Origin of the sequence: Sphingomonas sp. HT-1, assembly GCF_048568905.1 — a bacterium.
Lineage (GTDB): Bacteria > Pseudomonadota > Alphaproteobacteria > Sphingomonadales > Sphingomonadaceae > Sphingomonas.
This window is the reverse complement of the sequence record NZ_CP183770.1, coordinates 2,106,013-2,127,624: the sequence shown is the minus strand read 5'-3', so window position 1 is coordinate 2,127,624 and position 21,612 is coordinate 2,106,013. Positions and strand designations below refer to the sequence as shown.

The following is a 21,612-nucleotide window of genomic DNA, read 5'->3' as shown; positions in this document are numbered from 1 at the left end:
ACAGGTAGGACGCCGCCAACGCTCACGAAAGAGGCAAAGCCATGGCGAATGTCGAACTCAAGCTGCGCGGCGGCCGCGTGCACCTTCCCAGCGGACCTGCAGAAGTCGATGTCGGGGTCTCCGGCGGCAAGATCGTCGCGATCGGGGATGTCGGCGATGCGGGCGAGACGATAGACTGCACCGGGCTGGACGTGCTGCCGGGCGTGATCGACAGCCAGGTGCATTTCCGCGAACCGGGGCTGGAAGTGAAGGAAGACCTGGAGAGCGGCAGCCGCTCCGCCGTGCTGGGCGGCGTCACCGCGGTTTTCGAAATGCCGAACACCAAGCCGAATACCGATAGCGCGGCGGCGGTAGCCGACAAGCTGAACCGCGCGCACCACCGCATGTGGTGCGACCATGCCTTTTATGTCGGCGCCACCAACAACAACGCCGAGCATCTGGCCGAGCTGGAGCGGCTGCCGGGCACGGCCGGCGTGAAGATCTTCATGGGCGCCTCGACCGGCGACCTGCTGGTATCGGACGACGCCAATCTCGCGCGCGTGCTGGCCTCGGGCCATCGCCGCGTGGCGATCCATGCCGAGGACGAGTTCCGCATGCAGGAACGCCTGGGCGAGCGCGTCCCCGGCGATCCTTCCTCGCACCCGGTATGGCGCGACGACGAAAGCGCGATCCTGGCCACCAGGCGCATCCTTCGGCTGGCTCGTGAAGCGCGGCGGCGGATCCATGTGCTCCACGTCACCACGCCCGCCGAGCTGGAGCTGCTGGGCCAGCACAAGGACATCGCGACGTGCGAAGTCACGCCCCAGCACCTGACGCTGGCGGGCGAAGAGGCCTATCCGAGCATCGGCACCTTCGCGCAGATGAACCCGCCGATCCGTTCCGGCGCGCATCGTGACGGGCTGTGGCACTGGCTGCGCCAGGGCGTGCCCGACGTGCTCGGTTCGGATCACGCGCCGCATACCCGCGAGGAAAAGGCAAAGGCCTATCCGGACAGCCCCAGCGGCATGCCCGGCGTGCAGACGCTGCTGCCGCTGATGCTCAACCATGTCGCGCAAGGCCGGCTGACGCTGCAGCGGCTGATCGATCTGACCAGCGCCGGCCCGCAGCGCATCTTCGGCATCGTCGGCAAGGGGAGGATCGTGCCCGGCTATGATGCCGACTTCACCGTGGTGGACCTGAAGGCCCGCTGGACGGTGGAGGAAAGCTGGCTTGCGTCGCGCTGCGGCTGGTCGCCGTTCACCGGCATGGAGCTGACAGGCCGGCCGGTCGGCACGATCATCCGCGGCAATCGGGTGATGTGGGAAGCCGAACTGGCGAACCAGGCGATCGGCGAGCCGGTGCGGTTCGAGGCAGTCGCGTTCGGCTGAGGGGACGGGGCGGGGCTGCGGCCCCGCCCGCCTGCGATCAGAAGGGCAGCCAGCGCTGCTTTTCGCTGAACTTCATGTAACCGGCATTGACCCCCAGCCGCCAGCCCACGCCCAGCCGCACCGGGATCAGCACCACGTCGCCGCGGCGGAGATACGAGGCGGAGAAGCCGCCGACCAGATAGGCATGGCCTTCGCCCTGCGGGTAGCGCTTGTACAGCTCCTGCGTGTCGTAGAGATTGTAGACCAGCACGAACACTTTGTTGGCGTCGCCGCCGAGATCGAAGCCGATCGACGGGCCGGTCCAATAGACCGGGCGCTGGCCTTCCACCTTGTGGAACATCTCGCCCTTGCCATAGCGCAGGCCGACGCCGATCGCGCCGGAGGCTTCGTTGCCCGCGATATAGGCGTTCGGCTTTCCCTGATCTTTCAGAATGTCTTCGATCAGCTTGGCAAGGCCCGACGCGCCCTTGCCGAACACGCCCTCGGCGGCGGCGAGCAGATCGTCCCGCTCGAACGTGTCGGTAGCGGCCTGGCGCGCGGTGGTCGCGGCGGGATCGGCGGGAACCGGCGCGGCGGGCGCCGCCGGTGCCGGCACGGCAGGCGGCGGATCGCCGGCCGGCGGATAGGATTGCTGATCCTGCGCGGGCGGTGGGCTAGTCGGGGGCGGCGAATTCAGGTCCGAATCGATCGCGGTATTGGGATCGATCGTCGTCATCTGCGCCGCTGCAGGCGTAATGCCGAGCGCGAACGCCGCCGCCGCTGCTAGAACCGTGAACCTACCCAATCGCATCATCAACCCTACCAAACCCGCTGCACCTCCGCGCATCCTAGGGGCGCGGGCCTGTCGCGGCAATGAATGGAAGCCCAGACGAGTCGATTTCGCGTTCGGGCGGTTAATCCCGTTGATTGCCGGCGACGGTCTCGTTATAGGGCTCGCCTCGGCGCTTCCGGAGACGTGGGTGAGTGGCTGAAACCAGCGGTTTGCTAAACCGCCGTACGGGGATTACTCGTACCGAGGGTTCGAATCCCTCCGTCTCCGCCATCACGACCGCCCGGTCGCGCTGAAGCAGCCCTGTCCTCCCCGGCAACCCCGCTCGATCGGCTCGTCGCAGCGATGGAAATCTTCCTGTCCATTGGGGTTTCTCCCGGTTAGCGCTCCGGCACGAACGCGTCATCAACCCAGGGAGTATCGGGTGAGCTTGAACGGCAAGGCATTCTGGCGCGTCGAGCGGGCGACCCGGATGAGCGTCCTCATCGATGCCGATAGCTATTTCAAGAACGCTCGGCTTGCGATGCTGAAGGCGCGGCGTCGGATCATGCTGATCGGCTGGGACTTCGATGCGCGCATCGCGCTGACCGATTCGAAGCGCGAGGAAGGCGAGCCCGCCAAGGTGGGCGATTTCATCTACTGGCTGGTCGAGCGCAACCCGGACCTGGAGATCTTCCTGCTGCGCTGGGACGTGGGGGCGCTGAAGACGCTGACCCGCGGTTCCACCATCTTCACGCTGGCGCGGTGGATGCGGCATCCGCGCATCCATACGAAGCTGGACAGCGCGCACCCGGTGGGCGCCTCGCACCATCAGAAGATCGTCGTGATCGACGATTGTCTCGCCTTTTGCGGCGGCATCGACATGACGAGCGGCCGCTGGGACACGCGCCGGCATCGCGACGTCGAACCGCGCCGCGCCGCGCCCAGCGGCAAGCCCTATATGCCCTGGCACGATGCGACCACGGCCCTGCAGGGGCCCGTCGCGGCGGCGCTGGGGGAACTCGCGCGCGATCGCTGGCAGCGGGCGGGCGGGCATGCGCTCCCCCCGGTCGCCGAGACGACGGACTGCTGGCCGAAAGGCCTCGCCACCGCGTTCCGGCAGGTCGAGGTTGGCATCGCGCGAACCTCGCCGGAACTGCCCGATTACCCCGAAGTGCGCGAGATCGAGGCGCTGTTCCTCGAGCAGATCGCGTCGGCGAAGGTCTCGATCTACGCCGAGAGCCAGTATTTCGCGTCGCGGCGCATTGCCGAGGCGATCGCCGCCAGGCTGGCGGAAGCCGATGGCCCGGAGATCGTGATCGTCAACCCGGAGCACGCCCAGGGCTGGCTGGAGCCGATCGCGATGGACACGGCGCGCGCGCGCCTTGTCGCGGCGCTGAAGCAGCGCGATGTCCATGATCGTTTCCGCCTCTATCATCCCTACACGGCCAAGGGCGTGGCGATCTACGTGCATGCCAAGGTGATGATCGTCGACGGCCGCACGTTGCGCATCGGATCGGCGAACATGAACAATCGTTCGATGGGCCTGGATACCGAATGCGACATCACCATCGATGCCGGGGACGAAGGCGCCGAGGCCATCCGCGCGATCCGCGACGGCCTGATCGCGGAGCATCTGGGCCTGCCCGCCGCGCGCGTGGCGGCGCAGATCGATGCGCAGGGATCGCTGATCGCCGCCATCGAGGCGCTGCGCGGGCCGGGGCGCTCGCTTCGTCCGTACGAAGTTCCCGATCTCAACGCGGTCGAGGGCTGGCTGGCGGACAATGAGGTGCTGGATCCCGAAAGCCCCTCCGAGATGTTCGAGGCGACGGCGAAGCGCGGACTCTTCCGTCGCCTGCGCCATCCGTTCGGCTAACGGAAACGCCGGAACGGTCCGCGCGTTGGAGGCGCATGATCTTGGGGAAGCTGCTCATGACCGCCTCGCTGATCGCAGCCGCCTCCACCAGCGTCGCCGCGATGCAGTGGCAGAAGCGGGTCCTGCTGGTCAGCGCGCCACAGGCGAACGACCCCGCGCGCGCCGAGCAGCGCCGTATCGTCGCCGGCTGGAAGGCGGGCGCGGTGGAACGCGACCTTGCGGTGGTGGAAATCGTCGGTGATCGGGTGCTGGGCGCAAGCGATGCGCCGGCCGCGCTGCGGCAGCGCTACGGCCTGTCCTCCGCCGCCTTCGGCGTGGTGCTGATCGGCAAGGATGGCGGCGTGAAGCTGCGGCAGACGCGGCCCATCCCCGCCGCCATTCTCGAAGAGACGATCGACGCGATGCCCATGCGGCGCGCAGGCAAGCGCTAGCGCGTCACCTCACCGGCGATAGCCGTCCGGCGGCGCGGTGAAGCGGGTGGCCCAGCCGCGCGGAGCCGACCCCATCTCGAGTTCGAGCGTGCCGCCGGCCGCCAGTTCGGCATGGCGGATCCAGGCGCGGTCGATCGCCTTGCCGTTCAGCCGCGCGGCAGTGACATAGCGGTTCTCCGGCGAGGTGCCGGTGGCGCGGATGGTGAAGAACCGGCCGCGTTCCAGCGCGATCCGGCTCGTTTCGAAGATCGGTGCGCCGATATAGTAATAGGGCTGGCCGGCATTGGGATAGAGCCCCATCGCGTTCCACACATACCAGCTCGACATCGCGCCGGCATCGTCGTTGCCGGGTAGGCCGGTGCGGCTCAGGCGATAGTGCTTGCCCATCAGGTCGCGGACGATCTCCACGGTGCGATCCGGGCGTCCGGCATGGATGTAGAGGAACGGGGCGAGCAGATCGGGCTCGTTGCCCTGCGAATAATGGCCGTCGAACAGCCGATCCAGCCAGGTGACGAAGCCGCGATCGCCGCCGGTCTTGGCGATCAGCCCGGCGACGTCGTGCGGCACATAGGTGGAGAATTGCAGCGCATTGCCTTCGTAGAAGGGCGCTTCCCACCACGGCGTCGATCGATCGGGATATTCGTAGGTGCAGCGATAATTTTCCAGCCAGGTGCCGTCGGGGTAGCGCGGCCGGATGCAGCCGATCCGGTCGTCCCACAGGTTGCGCCAGTTGCCGGCGCGGGCGCGATAGCGTTTCGCCTCCTCGGCCTTGCCCAACTGGCTCGCAACCGCGCCGATCGCGAAATCGTCATAGGCATATTCCAGCGTGCGCGAGGCGGAACGCGGCTGAGTGATCGAGACATAGCCGAGCGCCTTGTAATCCTGCAGCACCCGGCCCTGCAGGAACGGTGCGTCGCTCTCCACCTCGGCGTTCTTCTTGAGCGCCTGATAGGCGAGCTCGACATCGAAGCCGCCCAGGCCCTTCACCACCGCGTCGGCGATCACCACGTCTCCGTTCGATCCGCCCTGGGTCATGCCGTTGCCGCCGGCGATCCGCGCATCGGGCATCCAGCCGGTGTGGCGATAAGTGTCGATCAGCGATCGGATCATGGCGCGCTGGCGATCGGGCTGGATCAGCGTGAGCAGCGGATGCACGGTGCGGAATGTGTCCCACAGCGTGTAGAAATCCTCATAATGCGGCTCGCTCGACTGCCACCAGGCGTTTTCGCCGGTCAGGTCGTGCGGCATGGTGTGGGCGCGGTAGAGCGCGGTGTAGAAGATGCGCCGCTGTTCCTCGCTGCCGCCGGTGACGGCGATTTTCGAGAGTGCCGCGTTCCACTGCGTCTTTGCGCGCGCGGCGGCGGCGTCGAAATCCCAATCGGGCAGTTCGGCGGCGAGGTTGGCGCGGGCCTTGTCCTCGCTCAGGAACGAGACCGCCAGCTTCATGCGCACGTCGCGGCCCTGGGCGGGATCGAAGGTGAAATAGGTGCCCAGCCGGTTGGCGAACTCCATGCGGCTGTCATATTCGATCATCAGGCCCTGGCGATCGGCCGGTGCCTTGGTCTGGGTGCCACCCTCCGCCGTGACGGCGCCGGGCAGCGTCTCCATCGCGCCCTGCTTCGCCTTCCAGGCACCGAACGCGCGGGCGGGGCGATCGAAGGTCGCGTAGAAATAGAGCTTGTACGGAACCGGGTTCCACCCGCCTTCCACTTCGGTCCAGCCGGCCATGCTGTGGTCGTCGATCAGCCGGACATGCGCCTTGCGCGTCCGCTGGCCGGATCCCCGCATCGCGATCACCGAACTGGCGTCCAGCACGACATGGGCGGGCGCCCCGGCCGGGAAGGTGAAGCGCTGGAAACCGGCGAGGCGCGAGGCGGTCAGCTCGACTTGGGTGGTGCCGCTTTCCGCGCTGGCCAGGCCGACCCGGTAATAGCCGGGGGACGCGGCCTCGCCCTCGCGGTCGTAGTGGAGATGCGCGACGCGCAGCGGGCCGCTGATCGGGGTGACGCGAAAATTGCCGTACTTGGCCGATCCGCCGGTGCCGCTGACATGGGTGTAGCTGAATCCCAGGATCGGGCTGTGCGAATCATAGCCGTTGGTGTCGCCGTTGGTGGTGTCCGGGCTCAGCGAGACGAACCCGAACGGCACGCCGGCGCCCGGCACGGTATTGCCGCCCGCGACCCCGCCGCCGTCCACGCCGACAAAGGGATCGACATCGGCGGTGTGATCCTGCGGGGCAGGGGAATGCTGCGGAGCGGGTACGGGCGCTGCCGAGGCCAGCAGCAGGAATGCCGGCACGGTCGCCGGGGCAAGGATGCGCATCAACGGAAATGTCCTGCTTGGATCAGGAAAGGCAGGAACGGCGGACGCGCGTCTGCGGCACGGCGCGCGCTGTGCGTACGCCCGATCGTGCCGGCTTGATGCTGATCCCCGCCATGCTGCCCCTCCTGCAGCCAGGGTCATTCCAGCCCCGCACTGGTTTTGCAAGCGGGGTCCGCTTCCGCCTGCTTCTCAGCGCAACTCGCGTGCGATCGGATAGCGCAGCACGAACGGATGGCCAGGTCCGGCCTGGGCATGCAGCCAGGCGAGCCGCGCGTCCCCGTCCGCCGCGAAGCGGGGCTCGTCACGCAGCTTCGCCTCGAATGCGGCTTTGATCGCCGGATCGGTCGCCAACAGCCGCTCGCCGAGCGCGGCGAGGATGAAGGCGTCGGTGCTCGGCGGAGGCCCGAGCATCTCGGGGAAGAAGCCCCAGGCCAGGAAGGAATCCTGGCTTTCGGGTTCGAGCAACGCGGCGGCGAGCAGGCCCAGCGGTTGATCGGCGGGAACGCGCACGCTGCCGGCGGGCATCACCTCCTCCACGTCGCCATGGACGAAGCCGGCGGTGATCGGCACGCGCCCTTCGATCGGCTGCTTGAGCTTCGGGTCGATCAGCCGCACGCGATCCACGGTCAGCGTGCGCGGCGCGGCGATCGTCTCGAAGGCGATGCCGTGCACCCGCAGCCGATCGATCACCTCCGCCTGTTCGGGCGGAATCCACCACGCCTTGGGTAGCCGCACCGTCTCGGTCGGCCGCTGGCCGATGATCGGCATGCGGAAGTGGATCGGCTTGCCCGTCCAGCGCTGCTCCATCCGCCCCGATGCGGGGGAGGAATACCATTCGAACGCGACGCCCTTGAACTGCTCGATCCAGCCGATCGGCGTTTCGGCGGGCGTCCAGCGGGTGAGCAATTCGGCCGGACGGCTGGCGCGGTCGCGGGCCTTGGCCTCGGCGATCCGCGCCGTGTCGCTCGCCGCGATGCGCAGTGCGGCTTCCATCAGCACATAGGTGCCGAGCACGCGCTGGCGATAGGGCTTCAGCATGTGGTTCTCGACCAGCACCGTCGGCATGCCGATGAAGTCGCCATAGCCGGTCGAATAGCGCGGGCCTTCGGGACTGTAGCGGATGCCCTTTTCGGGCGCCCGCGTGTCGATCGGGCTGGGGTAGATGGTGGGGGTGTGCCCCGCCTTGCTCAGCGCCGCCGCCACCGCCGGGCCGAAGCGCTGCTCCAGCCAGTCGGCGGTGGCGCGGTGCCGGGCGTATTTGCCCCAGCCGGCATAGGTGAAGGTGATGTCATACTGCATGTCGAAGCCTTCGCTGACATGGCAGTCGACATACAGGATCGGATCGAGCTGCCGGATCAGCCCGATCATCGCGCGCGTCTCCGGCGCATCGACCTTGCCGTAATCGCGGTTGAGATCGATGTTGCGGGCGTTGGCGTCGCGTCCTTTCTCGGCCGGGCCGCGCAGATGCACGAAGTTCCACGGGCTCCGCTGCTCGTGCCCGTCGATATTGTAGATCGGCACGAAGACCAGATCGACGCGGTCGAGCAGGTCGTCCTTGCCGCGCAGCGCGATGTCGCGCAGCAGCATCAGCCCGGCATCCTTGCCGTCGATCTCGCCGGGATGGATGCCGCCCTGGATCAGCACCACCGGCTTGGCCGCGCCGCCCTTGCTTGCGCGGACATAGAGCATGTCGCGGCCTTCGCCAGTGCGCCCGAAGCTGGCGAGCGTGATCAGCGGCGAAGCGGCGTCGAGCCGTTCCAGCCAGGCGCGCACCTCGCCGTAGCGGGGTGTCGTCCGGAACCCCGCCGCCTCGGCCGGGGTGATCCAGGGATCCCCCGGCGCGGCGACCAGCGCCTCGCTCTTTCCGGACCAGGGCAATGCCGGCGGCAGGTCGAGCACGTCCTGCGCCGGTGCGGGCACGGCGTGCCCGGCGAGCAGGGTGGCGAGGATCGTCGCGGCGCGGCGAAGCGTGAAGCGGGGCATCGTCTCTTTCATCCAGCTGATGTCCGGGCGCGTCAGAAGCGCGCGCGCAGCCCGATCGTGGCGGTCCGCGGCGCGCCCGGCTGCACCCATAACGGGCTATAGCTGTTCGCATACCAATGTTCATCGAACAGGTTGGATACCGTGCCGAACAGCTGCAGCCGCTCGGTCAGTGCCACTTCGCCGAACGCGCGGGCCAGCGTGTGGGCGGGCAGGGTGAAGCGCGTGCCCGTCTCGCCCGCGCGATCGCCGATATATTGCACGCCACCGCCGAACCGCGCCTTCAGCCCCGCGATGGTCACGTCGCGCGCCAGCTGCACGTTCAGGTTGTGGTCGGGAATGTTGATCAGCCGGTCGCCCGGCCGGATTTGAAACGAGAAATTGGGATCGAGCACGCTCGAGCGCGCCTCGGCGTCGACATAGGCGTAGCTGAGCAGCAATTCGACCTCGCCGGGCAGCTTGCCGGTCAGGTCCACTTCCACGCCGCGGCTGCGCGCCTTGCCGATCGCCACCGAGAAGCCCGGATTGTTGGTGTCGCTGGCCAGCACGTTGCGCTTGTGCATCTCGAACACCGCGACCGTGCCGGTCAGCCGCCCGCCAAAGGCCGCCAGCTTGACGCCGGCCTCGATCGAGCGCGTGGTCTCCGGCTCGAAGATCACGCCCGCCGCGTCGGTGCCGACATTGGCGCGATAGCCTTCGCCATAGCTGGCATAGAGGCTCAGCGGATCGCTCAGGCGGTAAACGATGCCGGCCTGCGGGCTGAACCGCTCGCGCGTCCGCCTGCTGGTGACGCGCGTCAGATCGTTGTCGGTCTGCAGCAGCAGGTGGTCGTAGCGCCCGCCCAAGCGGATCTGCAGCCGCTCGGTCAGGCTGATCTGGTCCTGCAGATAGGCGCCGGTGGCGCGCTGAAGGTCGCGGCGGTCGGTGTTCACGGCCGGCGTCGGCAGCGGGAACCGGCCGTATACGGGGTTGAGAATGTCGATCACATAGCCGGCCTGGTCGCTGGGCGCGGACGAGAGTGCCGGCGGGCGGAAGCGGGTGAACACCTGATCGTACAGGAACCGGTCATGGTCCGCCCCGATCAGCACGCGGTGGCGCAGCGCGCCGGTGTCGAAATCGCCCGCAAGCTCGGCGCGGACCACCGTCTGTTCGGCGTCGTACACCCGGCTGCGGCGCTGCCGCGACAGCGAGCGGCCGTCGCGGAACAGCTTCTGGCGCGAGGCGACCAGCTCGGCATCGGAGGAGAAACCGGTAAGCAGCGTGTCGCGGTGGCTGGCGCCTACATTGAGGCTCCAGCGATCGCTGAATTGATGCTGCACGCGCAGCTGGTGGCCGGTGGCGCGTGCGATGTTGTCGCCGTCGCCCGGCTCGCCGAGGAAGCGCGAGCGCGGCACGGTGTTGAAATCGCCGTTCAGCACCACGATGCCGCGATCGAACGGCGTTTCCACCCGCGTCCATTCGAAATCATAGGTCACTCGCGTCGCATCGCCCAGCGCGACGCCGAACGACGGCAGGAATCCCCAGCGCTTCTGGTGCACGGTGTCGCGGAAGGTGTCGCCGTCCTCGGCATAGCCGATCAGCCGCGCGGTGATTCCCTGCGTCAGCGCCAGATTGGCGTCGCCTTCGGCGCGGAAGCGGTTGAAGCTGCCATATTGCAGCCCGGCCGAACCGAAGCTGCGCCCCAGCTGCGCCTGTTTGGTGACGAGGTTGATCGTACCGCCCGGCTCGCCGCGCCCCAGCAGCGCCGCCGCCGGGCCCTTCAGCACTTCGATCCGCTCGATCCCGGCAACGTCGCGCTGCCCGCTGAACCCGCGCCCCGCGTTGAACCCGTTGACCAGATAGCCGCTCGGCAGATTCTCGTCGCCGGCAAAGCCCCGGATCGCAAAGGCGTCCCACAATCCGCCCAGCGTGTTCTGGCGGGCGACCGATGCGTTCAGGTCCAGCGCATCGGTGAGCCGGGTGACATTCTGCTCCTGCAGCGTCTGCTCGTCGATCACCGCGATCGACTGCGGTATCTCGCGCAGCGTGAAATTGCCGCGATAGGATTGGTCCACCCCGGTTACCGTTATCTCGCCGCGCTCACGCTCGCCCCGCATTTCTTCCTCGGACTGCGCGAAGGCCGGTGCACACGAAAGCAGGATGGCGGCGGGCAGGGCTCCGGCGAGCGAACCGGTACGAACAGAAAGGCGCAATGTGAACTCCCCCGTGATTGGTGCAGGTGCCGGCCAGGAACAGGGCGCACCCAAGGACGCAGTGCCGCGCGGATGCCGCGATCCGGCAATGGTGTGAGATGTTGTAACGTGATATTTCCTGCTGCACAAGCGAACGAATGCATGTTCGGGTCAGCACGGCTTACTCCGACAATTGACCGTTTCGTCACTCCGTGGTTGAACGGCGCGCGCGCGGCTCCTAAGTCGCGCACAGCGGGTGTTACCGCTAACGCCCTTTTATTAGAATCATCCTGGATCATCGGAGAGAGCTCAACATGGCGCTGACCGGAGAATTGTTCATCGCATCGAAGCGCGTCGCCCGCGACGCCGGCTTCCGCGCCGTTGCCGCCGCCACCGGCAGCGAGATCGAACCCAGCTTCAGCGTCGCGACGCTCGAAGATGTGGACGCCGCCTGCGCCGCTGCCGAGGCTGCGTTCCTGCCCTATTCGAGCTTGCCGCGCGAAGAGCGTGCCAAGTTCCTCGAAGCCATCGCCGAGGAGATCGAGGCGTTGGGCGACGAACTCGTCGAGCGCGCGATGCAGGAAAGCGGCCTGCCGCAGCCCCGCCTTCAGGGCGAGCGCGGTCGCACCGCCGGCCAGCTGCGCCTGTTCGCCAAGGAACTGCGCCTGGGCGATTATCTGCGCGTCCGCATCGACCATGCGATCCCCGATCGTGCGCCGCTGCCCAAGCCGGACCTGCGCCTGCGCATGGTGCCGCTGGGCCCGGTCGCGGTGTTCGGCGCGTCGAACTTCCCGCTCGCCTTCTCGACTGCGGGCGGTGACACCGCCTCGGCGCTTGCCGCCGGTTGCCCGGTGGTGGTGAAGGGCCATCCGGCGCATCCGGGCACGGCCGAGCTGGTCGCGACCGCGATCGCGCGCGCGGTGGAAAAGACCGGCATGCCCGAAGGCGTGTTCTCGATGGTCAGCGGCACGTCGAACGAACTGGGCAGCGCGCTGGTCAGCGATCCGCGCATCAAGGCGGTGGGCTTTACCGGCTCGCGTGGCGGTGGCTTGGCGCTGGTCCGCATCGCGCAGAGCCGCCCGGTGCCGATCCCCGTCTATGCCGAAATGAGCAGCATCAACCCCGTCTTCCTGCTGCCGGCGGCGCTGGAAGCCCGCGCCGAGGCGCTGGGCAAGGGCTATGTCGCCTCGGTGACGATGGGTGCCGGCCAGTTCTGCACCAACCCCGGCCTGGTGCTTGCGCTGGAAGGCCCGGCGCTCGAGCGGTTCCTGGCGGCCGCCAGCGAAGCGATGCTGGGCGCGGCGGCGCAGGTGATGCTCACCCCGAACATCCACAAGGCCTATGAGACCGGCGTGGCCAAGCTCGCCGGCGTCTCGACCGTGCAGCAGCTTGCCCAGGGCGTCGAAGCGCAGGGCCCGACCTGTGGCCGGGCTGCGCTGTTCACGATGAAGGGGGCGGACTTCATCGCCGATCCGAGCCATGCCGAGGAAATCTTCGGCGCGACCTCGCTGCTGGTGCGCTGCGCCGATACCGAGGAGCTGAAGAAGGTGGTGTCGCTGCTCGAAGGCCAGCTCACCACCACGCTGCACATGGACGATGCCGACATCGCGATCGCGCAGGATCTGCTGCCGTCGCTCGAGCGTCTGGCCGGCCGCATCCTGGCGAATGGCTGGCCGACCGGCGTCGAAGTTACCGACGCGATGGTCCATGGCGGGCCGTTCCCGTCGACCTCGGACGGCCGCAGCACCTCGGTGGGCACACTGGCGATCGACCGCTTCCTGCGCCCGGTGTCCTACCAGGACCTGCCGGAAGCCCTGCTCCCGGCCGAACTGCGCGACGGTGCCGGCGTGCCGGCACGCGTGGACGGCAAGCCGACGGTCTGAGCGTATTGGGGGTGGTGGATAACTCGCCACCCCCACTCAATCCTTCCCTTCGGAGGGACCGGGCCCGCCCTTAATCCTCCCCCGGAGGGGGAGGGGGACCGGCGAAGCCGGTGGAGGGGTACTCCCCACGGGCGACCCGGCCGATGTGCAGCACCACCGCCTCCACGTCCGCCAGAACCTCCGCCGCCGCGATCCGCAGTACCCGCACGCCCTGCGCCCGCAGCCATGCATCCCGCACGACATCCCGCGCCGGACGATCGCCGCGCGCATGTGCCTCGCCATCGACTTCGACAGCCAGCTTGTGCCGCGCGCAGAAGAAATCGAGTACATACGGACCGGCGGGATGTTGCCGCCGAAAGCGCAGCGCCTCCGGCCGCATGCGCAGTTCCTGCCATAGCAGCACTTCCGGCAGGCTCATCGCGCGCCGAAGTTTGGCTGCGCGCTTTTGGGCGGATTTAGGGGCGTGGAGCATGCGGCGACCTACCCCTCCACCAGCCTGCGGCTGGTCCCCCTCCCCCTCCGGGGGAGGATCAAGTCGTCAGAACTTCGCCTCGCCATAGACGCGCGTGATATCTCCCTGCCAGTCGCCATGGTAGCGATCGAGCAGCACCTGCGCCGGCACCTTGCCGGTCCGCACGATCTCGCGCAGCGGATCGAGGAAGCCGGATTCGTTGTCGCCCGAGCCGTTGAGCCGGGCACGCGCCTTGAGCCCCGCACCGGCGATCTCCAGCACTTCCCCAGCGATGTCCGCCAGCTTGCCGCCGCCGGGGAGGGGGGCATCCAACGCCAGCTTCGGCACCGCGCTGCGCAGCGCCTCGCGGCCTTCCATCGACCAGCCCTTCACCAGATCCCAGGCGGCATCGAGCGCGCCCGAATCGTAGAGCAGGCCAACCCAGAGCGCCGGCAGCGCGCAAATGCGGCCCCAGGGGCCGCCATCGGCGCCGCGCATCTCGAGGAACTGCTTCATCCGCACTTCGGGGAAGGCGGTGGAGAGATGGTCGGCCCAGTCGTCCATGGTCGGCAGCTCGCCGGGCAGGACCGACAGCTCGCCCTTCAGGAAGTCGCGGAAGCTGAGGCCGGCCGCGTCGATATATTTGCCGTCGCGGTAGACGAAGTACATCGGCACATCGAGCGCATAGTCGGCATAGCGCTCATAGCCGAAGCCGTCCTCGAACACGAAGGGCAGCATGCCGGTGCGCGCCGGATCGGTGTCGGACCAGATATGGCTGCGGTAGGAGAGATAGCCGTTGGGCCTGCCCTCGGTGAAGGGCGAGTTGGCGAACAGCGCGGTCGCCAGCGGCTGCAGCGCCAGGCCGACGCGGAACTTCTTCGCCATGTCGGCTTCGCTGGCATAGTCCAGGTTCACCTGGATCGTGCAGGTGCGCAGCATCATGTCGAGCCCGAGGCTGCCCACGCGCGGCATGTGGCGCAGCATGATCTCGTAGCGGCCCTTGGGCATGATCGGCAGCTCGGCGCGGGTCTTGTCCGGCCACATGCCCATGCCGAGGAAGCCGATGCCGAGCCGATCGCCGACCGCCTTCACTTGGCGGAGGTGGCGGCCGGTTTCGGCGCAAGTGTCGTGCAGGTTTTCCAGCGGCGCGCCGGAAAGCTCAAACTGGCCGGCGGGCTCCAGGCTGATCGCGCCGTCGGGGCCGGACAGGGCGATGACATGCTCGCCCTCGTAGATCGGCTTCCAGCCGAATTCGGTGAGGCCGATCAGCAGCGCATGGATGCCGCCGCGCTCTTCATAGCTGGGCGCGCGGTGGCTGCCGTCCATCCAATAGACGAACTTCTCGTGCTCGGTGCCGATGCGCCAGCGCTCCGCCGGCTTCTCGCCGTGCACGAAATATTCCACCAGCTGGGCGCGATCCTCGATGACCGCCGCGGTCTTGGTCGAAACGGTCTTGGTGCTCATTTTCGCGCCCTTAGCGGTGCCGGCGAAACGACGCCAGCGGATTTTTGTACCGTTCGGTTACCAGTCGCCGGCCGCGCCCATCCATAGGCTCACCGCCGCCGCCGCCGCCGTTTCGGCGCGCAGGATGCGTGGCCCGAGCGCGATGCCGATGGCTTGCGGAACGGCGCGGATCGATTCGCGTTCCTCCGTGTCAAATCCGCCCTCGGGACCGACGAGGATCGCGGCGGGGCCTGGATGGGCGCGCATCGCCCCGAGCGCGGGCACCCCGCCGGTCTCGTCGGCGAAGAACAGCGCGCGCTCCGTCGGCCAGTCGCGGAGCAGCGCGGGGAGCTTCACCGGCTCGACCAGCTCGGGCAGGGCGGTACGCCCGCATTGCTCGGCGGCCTCGATCATATGGGCACGCAGGCGATCCAGGTTGAGACGGTCGATTACCGTGCGGCGGGTGAGCACCGGCACCAGCCGCGCCACGCCCAGCTCGCAGGCCTTCTCGGCCACCCAGTCGATCCGGCCCTTCTTGATCGGCGCGGCGCACAGCCACAGGTCGGGCACCGGCTCCTGGCCGCGCAGCTGTTCGGTCACCTCCAGCATCAGCTCGCGCTTGCCGGTGTCGCGGACGATGCCCAGCCATTCGCCGCTGGCATTGTCGAACAGCTTCACTGCCTCGCCGGGCTTCATCCGCATCACCTGGCCCAGATAATGCGCCTGGGGGCCGTCGATCCGGCGCGGGCCGGGCTCGAGCGGGCCTTCGACGAACAGGCGGGGGGCGGATTGCGGCGGCCAGGCGGGGGTTGCGGGCATGGGCGTTGCTGTAGCCGCGGGCGGGCGGGTCCGTCCATGGCCTGGCCCATGGGTCCGCGCGCCCGATGCGAGGAATTACTGGCGCATGCCGCCCATGCCGTCGCCGCCCATGCCGCCGCTGCCCATCGCGCCGCCCATGCCGCCGCCGCCGCCGCGCGGCCCGCCACCCGGCCTGCCGCCGCCACCGCCCCGCCGCCGCCGCATCGCGCCGGGGTTCAGCTCGGGCAGTTCCTTCTTGGTGATGCGGCCGTCATGATCGGTGTCGAGCATGTCGAAGCGGCGCTTGGCGGCGCTCAGGAATTCGTTGGGCGTCACCCCGCCGTTCAGCGTCATGTCGGCGGCGGTCACCGGTTCCGGGCTGCCCAGATAGTTGAACCGCGCCAGCCCACTCAGGATCCGGGTGGAGCCGACCGCGGCCGTCTTCTCCTTGCCGTCGCTGCTCAACGCCGGGCCACCGCCTTCGAATCCGCCGCCGCGCGCTTCGGGGGCGAGCACGGTTTCGTACACTTCGATATCGCCGGGATCGACTTCGCCGTCCGCCTTGCGGTCGAGGATCTTGAACCAGCGCACCGCATCGGCGCGGAACTCGTCCAGCGTCAGTGCGCCGTCGTGATTCGCATCCGCCCCGTCGAACCAGGCGTCCTTGGGCGCAGGGCCGTCCGGCTTGCCGCGAAACGGCTCGCCCATGGGGCTGATGAACAGCGCCCCTCGCGGTCCCCCGCCGGGTCCGCCGGGACCGCCGGGTCCACCGGCACCGCCCGGCGGCGGCGGGCCATCCTGTGCCTGCGCCCCGCTCGCCAGCACCAGCAACAACCCGGCGATCACCTGAATCCGCATCTTCTGCCTCCACCCGATACCAAGCGCTCGCGGCTAGCCGGCGATTGTCGCAGGAGTATGCCGAAAAATTTCAGCTTGGGCGCCGCGCTGCGATTGTGGCAGCAGGCGGGGCATGACCGGCGCTTCCCCCATCGTCCCCGATACCGAGCATCGCGGCCTGCTCGGTCTGCTTCCGCGCCGCTGGCGGCCCTATGCGCTGCTCGCCCGCTTCGACCGGCCGATCGGCTGGTGGCTGCTGTTCCTGCCCTGCGCCTGGGGGGCGTTGCTCTCCGGGTTGCCCGATGGCGGCGGCTGGCGGATCGGGGCGATGCTGCTCGGCGCAATCGCGATGCGCGGATCGGGCTGCGTCTATAACGACATCGTCGATCGCGATCTCGACGCGCAGGTCGAGCGTACCCGCAGCCGCCCGCTGCCCAGCGGCGCGGTCTCGATGCGCGCGGCGTGGATCTGGCTCGGCGTCCTGCTGGCGATCGGCTTCGGCGTGTGGCTGGCGATGCCCTGGCCCGCCAAGCTCTGGTCGCTGGCGACATTGCCGGTGGTCGCCGCCTATCCGTTCATGAAGCGCATCACCTGGTGGCCGCAGGCGTTCCTCGGCATCGTCTTCGGCTCCGGCGCGCTGGTCGGCTTCGTCGCGGGCGATCCCGCGGGCGCGTTCGCCAGCCGCCAGGGGGCCGGATGGTGGCTCTATGCCGGCACCATCCTGTGGGTGATCGGCTACGACACCATTTATGCGCTGCAGGACGTGGAGGACGATGCGATCGTCGGCGTCCGTTCCTCGGCGCGGCGGATGGGCACGCAGGTCCGCGGCGGCGTGGCGCTGCTCTATGCCCTCGCGCTGGCGCTCTGGGCCATGGCGTTCTGGACCGTCCGTCCCGATCCGCTGGCGCTGCTCGCGCTGCTGCCCGCCGCGCTGCATCTCTTCTGGCAGATCGTCACGCTCACGCCCGCCGACGGCGCCAACGCGCTGCGCCGCTTCCGTGCCAATCGCGATACCGGCTTCCTGATGCTCGCCGCCTGCGCGGTGGTGGGGATGTCCGGACTTTGATTTTGTGCCGCGGCAACCCTAAGTCCCGCCGATGCTGAACAACGAACACGCCCTGGAGCGCGCCGCCGATGCCGTTGCGCGCGCGCGCCGTGCCGGGGCGGACGCCGCCGACGCCGTCTTCTCCGCTGATCGCTCGCTGTCGGTCTCCGTCCGCATGGGCGCGCTGGAGGATGTCGAGCGCTCCGAATCCGCCGAGCTCGATCTGCGCGTGTTCGTCGGCCGCCGCTCGGCCAGCGTGTCGACCAGCGATCTGAGCGACGACGCCCTCGCCACGCTGGTCGAGCGCGCCGTCGCCATGGCGCGCGAAGCCCCGGAAGACCGCTGGGCCGGCCTCGCGCCCGAAGATCGCCTGCTCCACGGCGCCCCGCCGCATCTCGATCTCGACGACGGGGCCGAGGTGGAACCCGCCGCGCTCAAGGCCCGCGCTCTCGCCGCCGAGGAAGCCGCCCGCGCCGTCCCCGGCGTCACCAACAGCGAAGGCGCGGGGGCCGGCGCCAGCCGCGTCCAGCTCGCCCTCGCCACCAGCCACGGCTTCGCCGGCGCCTTCGCCCAGACCAGCCACGGCATCTCCGCCAGCGTGCTGGCGGGCAGCGGCGGCGCGATGGAGCGCGATCATGCCCATCACTCCGCCCGCCACGCCGCGCTGCTCGAATCGCCGGAAGCGATCGGCCGTCTCGCCGGCGAGCGCGTCGTCGCCCGGCTCAACCCGCGCAAGATCCCCAGCGGCGCGATGCCGGTGGTGTTCGATCGCCGCGTCTCCTCGGGCATGCTCGGCCATCTGATCGGCGCGATTTCCGGCGCGGCGATCACCCGCCGCACCAGCTTCCTGCTCGATGCGCTGGGCACGCGGATCTTCGCTCCCGGCGTGACGATCTGGGACGATCCCCATCGCCCGCGCGGCCTCCGCTCGCGGCCCTTTGACGGCGAAGGATTGCCGGTCAACCGCATGCAGATCGTCCGCGACGGGATGCTGGAAAGCTGGCTGCTCGAAAGCGCCGCCGCCCGCCAGCTCGGGCTCGAGCCGACCGGCCATGCCACCCGCGGCGGCGGCGGCGCGCCCGGCGTCTCGCCCAGCAACCTCTATATGGAAGCGGGCACGATTCCGCCCGAAACGCTGATCGGCGAGATCGACTATGGCCTGCTGGTGGTCGAGCTGATCGGCCAGGGCGTGAACGGGGTCACCGGCGATTACAGCCGGGGCGCCGCCGGCTTCCTGATCGAAAAGGGCGAAATCACCGTGCCCGTTTCCGAAGTCACCATCGCCAGCAACCTCAAGGACATGTTCCGTGCGCTCACGCCGGCGAACGATCTGGAGTTCCGCTACGGCATCAACGCGCCGACGCTGCGCATCGACGGGATGACGATCGCCGGTGCGTGAACTCGCTGCTCAGATCGCCAGGGTCGCCGGCCAGGCGGCGCAGCACGCGATGCTGCGCTGGCGCAGCGACTTCGCGCGCTGGGAAAAGGCGCCGGGCAACCCGGTCTGCGCCGTCGATCTGGAAGTGGATGCGTTGTTGCGCGAACGGCTGCAGCGGCTGGTGCCCGATGCCGGCTGGCTTTCCGAAGAGACGGTGGACAATGCCGATCGGCTTTCGGCCGATCGCATCTGGGTGGTCGATCCGATCGACGGCACCCGCGATTATCTGCGCGGGCGGCCCGGCTGGGCCGTCTCGATCGCGCTGGTGGAGCGCGGCCAACCGATCATCGGTGTGCTCGACGCACCGGCGCGGGGCGAAGTGTGGACCGCGCTGGCCGGCGTCGGCGCCTGGCGCAACGGCAAGCCGCTGCGCGCCGCCGAGCGGGCTGACCTGCCCGGCGCCCGCGTGCCGGCGGACCAACTCCCCAAGGTCGATCGCGATCTGGTGATGGTCCCCAAGCCCAATTCGATTGCGCTGCGCATCGCCATGGTCGCGGCGGGCGAAGCCGATCTGGTCGCCACGCTGCGCTGGGGCCATGAATGGGACATCGCCGCGGCGGTGCTGCTGGCCCGCGAGGCCGGGGCGGCGGTTACCGATGCACTGGGCCAGACGCTGGCGTTCAACACCCCCTCGGGCGAGGCCTATGGCGTGCTCGCGACGACGCAGGGCATTCACGCGGCTGCCGTGGCGCGGCTCGCGGATCGGGTGGAGCTGGGGCGGGGATAGCAGGGGCGTTTTCCGCAAATCCCGGCCAGATAGGTGGTCATCCCCGCGCAGGCGGGGATCCACTGGCGCTGAATCTGCGGTTCTTGCCTCCGGCACAGCGGCAAATCCATGCTCGCCCGCGCGGGAATGGTGGCGGTTCGCGGGCAGCCACCGCTTCTTCTTCTGTGCGATCCACGTCCATGCAAGGACGGGGCGCGCAGCCGCCAAACCTGATAGCTCTGCATGCCATCCCAGGCTAGTCTCTAGGCTCAGGGGGGGTGTAGGGATGCGGATCAAACGGGCTCTTGCGCTGTGTGCGGCCGCCATCCTGCTGCCGGCGGCATCCGATCCACCGCCTGCTTTGGCGCCGTACTTCCACCAAGGCAGATTTGACCCCGGCGATTTCGGCTGGATGCGCGGCCGCTTCCCGGATGCCGGTCCGGCGGAGGTGCAGGCCTATGCGGCAATCGAAGCATGGATGAGCCGATGTTACGAGGAGGGCGTGGCGCGCACGCGCGAAGAGCTTGCGTCGATGGGAATCATGCAAGCGGACCTTTCGGAAACCGGGCCGCGCGATCTGCAGTGCGGTGCCGTGATGATGGCGAACTCCGTGCAGACGCGCTCCGCCGCGACATGGGCTGACTTTCAGCGCGACCTGCAGGAGGCGCGGCCGGTTGCTTCGAGCTTCCTGCTTGCGTTGCGGCTCACGGAGCGCGGCACCTCGCTCCGGCATGGCGCGACACTGGAAGAGCAATTGCTCGTGCGGGTGGTCGGGGAACAGGTGCTGCGAAAGGCTGCCAATTGGGGGCAAGGGGAATTGGCGGATGCGCCACGTCTTTCCAGCGGTGCCCGGTCGGTGCTCGACGCCTATTTCATGGTCGCTGGTTTCGAACACGATCGCGCCAACACGGGATGGCTGAAGGCGCAGGTCGATCGAGGCGGCTGGCCGACCATTGCCCAAGCCGGCACCGCCGGATCCAATGCGGCGTGGCTGCTCGTCCAGCATGCCGATGCAGACCCGGCGTTCCAGCTGCGCGCACTGCGCCTGATGACGCCGCTGGTCGCTTCGGGCGAGGTGAACAAGCGCAACTACGCATACCTCTATGACCGCATCATGCTCAAGATATCCGGCAAGCAGCGCTACGCGACGCAAGTGACGTGCAAGGATGGCAGGCGCGTCGCCCAGCCGCTCGAAGATGAAGCCAGGGTGCCGGCCCTGCGGGCGGAGATGGGGCTTGAGCCATTCGCCGACTATCTGAAGCTGTTCGCCAACTGGGACGGCTGCTGACTTCTTGCCTGTGCGGACCTAGTCGTTTGGCCATTGTTCCATATATGTTCTAACGGTCTCCACGACCGCGCTCTTTGACGTCGTCCACCCATCGTCTTCGCCGCATCCCGGCGCGCGAGCCTGAACGTCTTGGACTTTGCGGGATACAGTCCCTTGATCCTTCCGCCGCTCCGCGGCTCCCTCCCTTATGGGAGCGGGAAGGGTGAGGGGGATGGGGCAAACCGTGCCGCTCGCATGTGCGACGATCCCGCCGCGAAACGACGCGAGACCCTAAACTTCCTAAACTTTCGGCCCCACTTCGTCGAAGCCATAGGCCTTCACACCCCCCAAAACTGCGCACGAGCCTAAACTTCCTAAACTTCGCAATCCGTGCAGCGATCCTGCGGCGGCGTACCGCATCCAGCCCCTGTGCCTTTGCGGGGCGAGCGTGCTAAGGCCCCGCCATGTCGAAATCCCTGAGCACCAGCGGTGCCATCGATCTGGATGGCGTGACCTATGATTGGCGTCTGCAGCGCGAGCCCCATCTGTCGGACGACGAAGGCTGGAAGGGGATGACCATCGCGGTTCTCCAGCGCGATGCCAAGCGCGAAGCCTGGCTGGAATTTCCGGCGCCCAAGCGCCTGCTGAAGGGGCTGCCGCGTGGCCGTCTCCAGCTGGACGACGCGACGATCGCGCGCTGCGTCCGGTCCGCTCTGTCCGCCGGCTGGGATCCCTTGTCGCGGGGCAAGCCCGAGGTTTTCGTCGTCGACTCCCAGGGCAATTGAACTGCCAAGGCGGAGCGCTTGCCCAGCCGCACAGCGAACGGCCCATCGGGCCAGGCCTTGCATC

General features: G+C 68.5%; 17 protein-coding genes and 1 tRNA gene. 10 read left to right on the top strand and 8 right to left on the bottom strand.

What is annotated here, in order from left to right; all coding sequences use genetic code 11:
- The first annotated feature begins 41 nt into the window (after positions 1–41).
- Positions 42–1,367, top strand: coding sequence for a dihydroorotase (locus ACNFJ7_RS09770; protein ID WP_019370407.1), 1,326 nt, complete (start codon positions 42–44; stop codon positions 1,365–1,367).
- 37 nt (positions 1,368–1,404) lie between these two features.
- Here ACNFJ7_RS09770 and ACNFJ7_RS09765 read toward each other — a convergent pair whose 3' ends face one another.
- Entirely contained in the window at positions 1,405–2,160 is a 756-nt protein-coding gene (locus ACNFJ7_RS09765; protein WP_019370406.1) for a DUF1134 domain-containing protein, read from the bottom strand.
- A 156-nt stretch (positions 2,161–2,316) separates the two neighbouring features.
- On the opposite strand from ACNFJ7_RS09765, the gene ACNFJ7_RS09760 reads away from it, so the two are divergent.
- From ACNFJ7_RS09760 to ACNFJ7_RS09750, 3 genes are all read left to right on the top strand, one after another.
- Positions 2,317–2,409 (top strand) — tRNA-Ser (locus ACNFJ7_RS09760).
- A gap of 199 nt (positions 2,410–2,608) precedes the next feature.
- Positions 2,609–3,991, top strand: coding sequence for a phospholipase D-like domain-containing protein (locus tag ACNFJ7_RS09755; RefSeq protein WP_019370405.1), 1,383 nt, complete (start codon positions 2,609–2,611; stop codon positions 3,989–3,991).
- Positions 3,992–4,026: 35 nt separating this feature from the next.
- Positions 4,027–4,422, top strand: a complete 396-nt coding sequence (locus ACNFJ7_RS09750) for a DUF4174 domain-containing protein (protein ID WP_019370404.1) — start codon at positions 4,027–4,029, stop codon at positions 4,420–4,422.
- A 9-nt stretch (positions 4,423–4,431) separates the two neighbouring features.
- On the opposite strand, the gene ACNFJ7_RS09745 is transcribed toward ACNFJ7_RS09750, so the two are convergent.
- The 3 genes from ACNFJ7_RS09745 to ACNFJ7_RS09735 form a co-directional block, all read right to left on the bottom strand.
- On the bottom strand, positions 4,432–6,744 hold the full coding sequence (locus ACNFJ7_RS09745; RefSeq protein WP_019370403.1) for a GH92 family glycosyl hydrolase: 2,313 nt from the start codon (positions 6,742–6,744) through the stop codon (positions 4,432–4,434).
- Between the two features lie 189 nt (positions 6,745–6,933).
- Positions 6,934–8,739: a M14 family metallopeptidase gene (locus tag ACNFJ7_RS09740; RefSeq protein ID WP_152997758.1), complete on the bottom strand. Its 1,806-nt coding sequence runs from the start codon at positions 8,737–8,739 to the stop codon at positions 6,934–6,936.
- Positions 8,740–8,759: 20 nt separating this feature from the next.
- Positions 8,760–10,820 carry a TonB-dependent siderophore receptor gene (locus ACNFJ7_RS09735; RefSeq protein ID WP_019370401.1) on the bottom strand — a complete coding sequence of 687 codons (2,061 nt, stop codon included), beginning with the start codon at positions 10,818–10,820 and terminating at the stop codon, positions 8,760–8,762.
- 389 nt (positions 10,821–11,209) lie between these two features.
- Between ACNFJ7_RS09735 and ACNFJ7_RS09730 the strand changes: the two genes are divergently transcribed.
- Complete coding sequence (locus ACNFJ7_RS09730) at positions 11,210–12,778, top strand: aldehyde dehydrogenase (NADP(+)) (protein ID WP_019370400.1); 1,569 nt, start codon at positions 11,210–11,212, stop codon at positions 12,776–12,778.
- A 70-nt stretch (positions 12,779–12,848) separates the two neighbouring features.
- Here the strand turns inward: ACNFJ7_RS09730 and ACNFJ7_RS09725 are convergent, their stop codons facing one another.
- The 4 genes from ACNFJ7_RS09725 to ACNFJ7_RS09710 form a co-directional block, all read right to left on the bottom strand.
- Entirely contained in the window at positions 12,849–13,196 is a 348-nt protein-coding gene (locus tag ACNFJ7_RS09725; protein WP_019370399.1) for an endonuclease domain-containing protein, read from the bottom strand.
- A gap of 120 nt (positions 13,197–13,316) precedes the next feature.
- Positions 13,317–14,693 (bottom strand): glutamate--cysteine ligase, encoded by a 1,377-nt coding sequence (locus ACNFJ7_RS09720; protein ID WP_019370398.1) that lies wholly within the window; start codon positions 14,691–14,693, stop codon positions 13,317–13,319.
- Positions 14,694–14,750: 57 nt separating this feature from the next.
- Positions 14,751–15,491, bottom strand: coding sequence for a 16S rRNA (uracil(1498)-N(3))-methyltransferase (locus tag ACNFJ7_RS09715; RefSeq protein WP_019370397.1), 741 nt, complete (start codon positions 15,489–15,491; stop codon positions 14,751–14,753).
- 75 nt (positions 15,492–15,566) lie between these two features.
- Positions 15,567–16,328, bottom strand: coding sequence for an EF-hand domain-containing protein (locus tag ACNFJ7_RS09710; RefSeq protein WP_419724214.1), 762 nt, complete (start codon positions 16,326–16,328; stop codon positions 15,567–15,569).
- A 112-nt stretch (positions 16,329–16,440) separates the two neighbouring features.
- On the opposite strand from ACNFJ7_RS09710, the gene ubiA reads away from it, so the two are divergent.
- From ubiA to ACNFJ7_RS09685, 5 genes are all read left to right on the top strand, one after another.
- Positions 16,441–17,373, top strand: a complete 933-nt coding sequence (ubiA, locus tag ACNFJ7_RS09705; RefSeq protein WP_019367664.1) for a 4-hydroxybenzoate octaprenyltransferase — start codon at positions 16,441–16,443, stop codon at positions 17,371–17,373.
- Between the two features lie 31 nt (positions 17,374–17,404).
- Complete coding sequence (locus ACNFJ7_RS09700) at positions 17,405–18,751, top strand: TldD/PmbA family protein (protein WP_019367665.1); 1,347 nt, start codon at positions 17,405–17,407, stop codon at positions 18,749–18,751.
- Positions 18,752–18,800: 49 nt separating this feature from the next.
- A complete protein-coding gene (locus ACNFJ7_RS09695) occupies positions 18,801–19,517 on the top strand; it encodes a 3'(2'),5'-bisphosphate nucleotidase CysQ (RefSeq protein ID WP_236704557.1) in 717 nt (238 codons plus the stop codon).
- A gap of 391 nt (positions 19,518–19,908) precedes the next feature.
- Positions 19,909–20,784 (top strand): DUF6624 domain-containing protein, encoded by an 876-nt coding sequence (locus ACNFJ7_RS09690; RefSeq protein ID WP_236704556.1) that lies wholly within the window; start codon positions 19,909–19,911, stop codon positions 20,782–20,784.
- Between the two features lie 443 nt (positions 20,785–21,227).
- Positions 21,228–21,548, top strand: a complete 321-nt coding sequence (locus ACNFJ7_RS09685) for a hypothetical protein (protein ID WP_019367668.1) — start codon at positions 21,228–21,230, stop codon at positions 21,546–21,548.
- Positions 21,549–21,612: the final 64 nt, after the last annotated feature.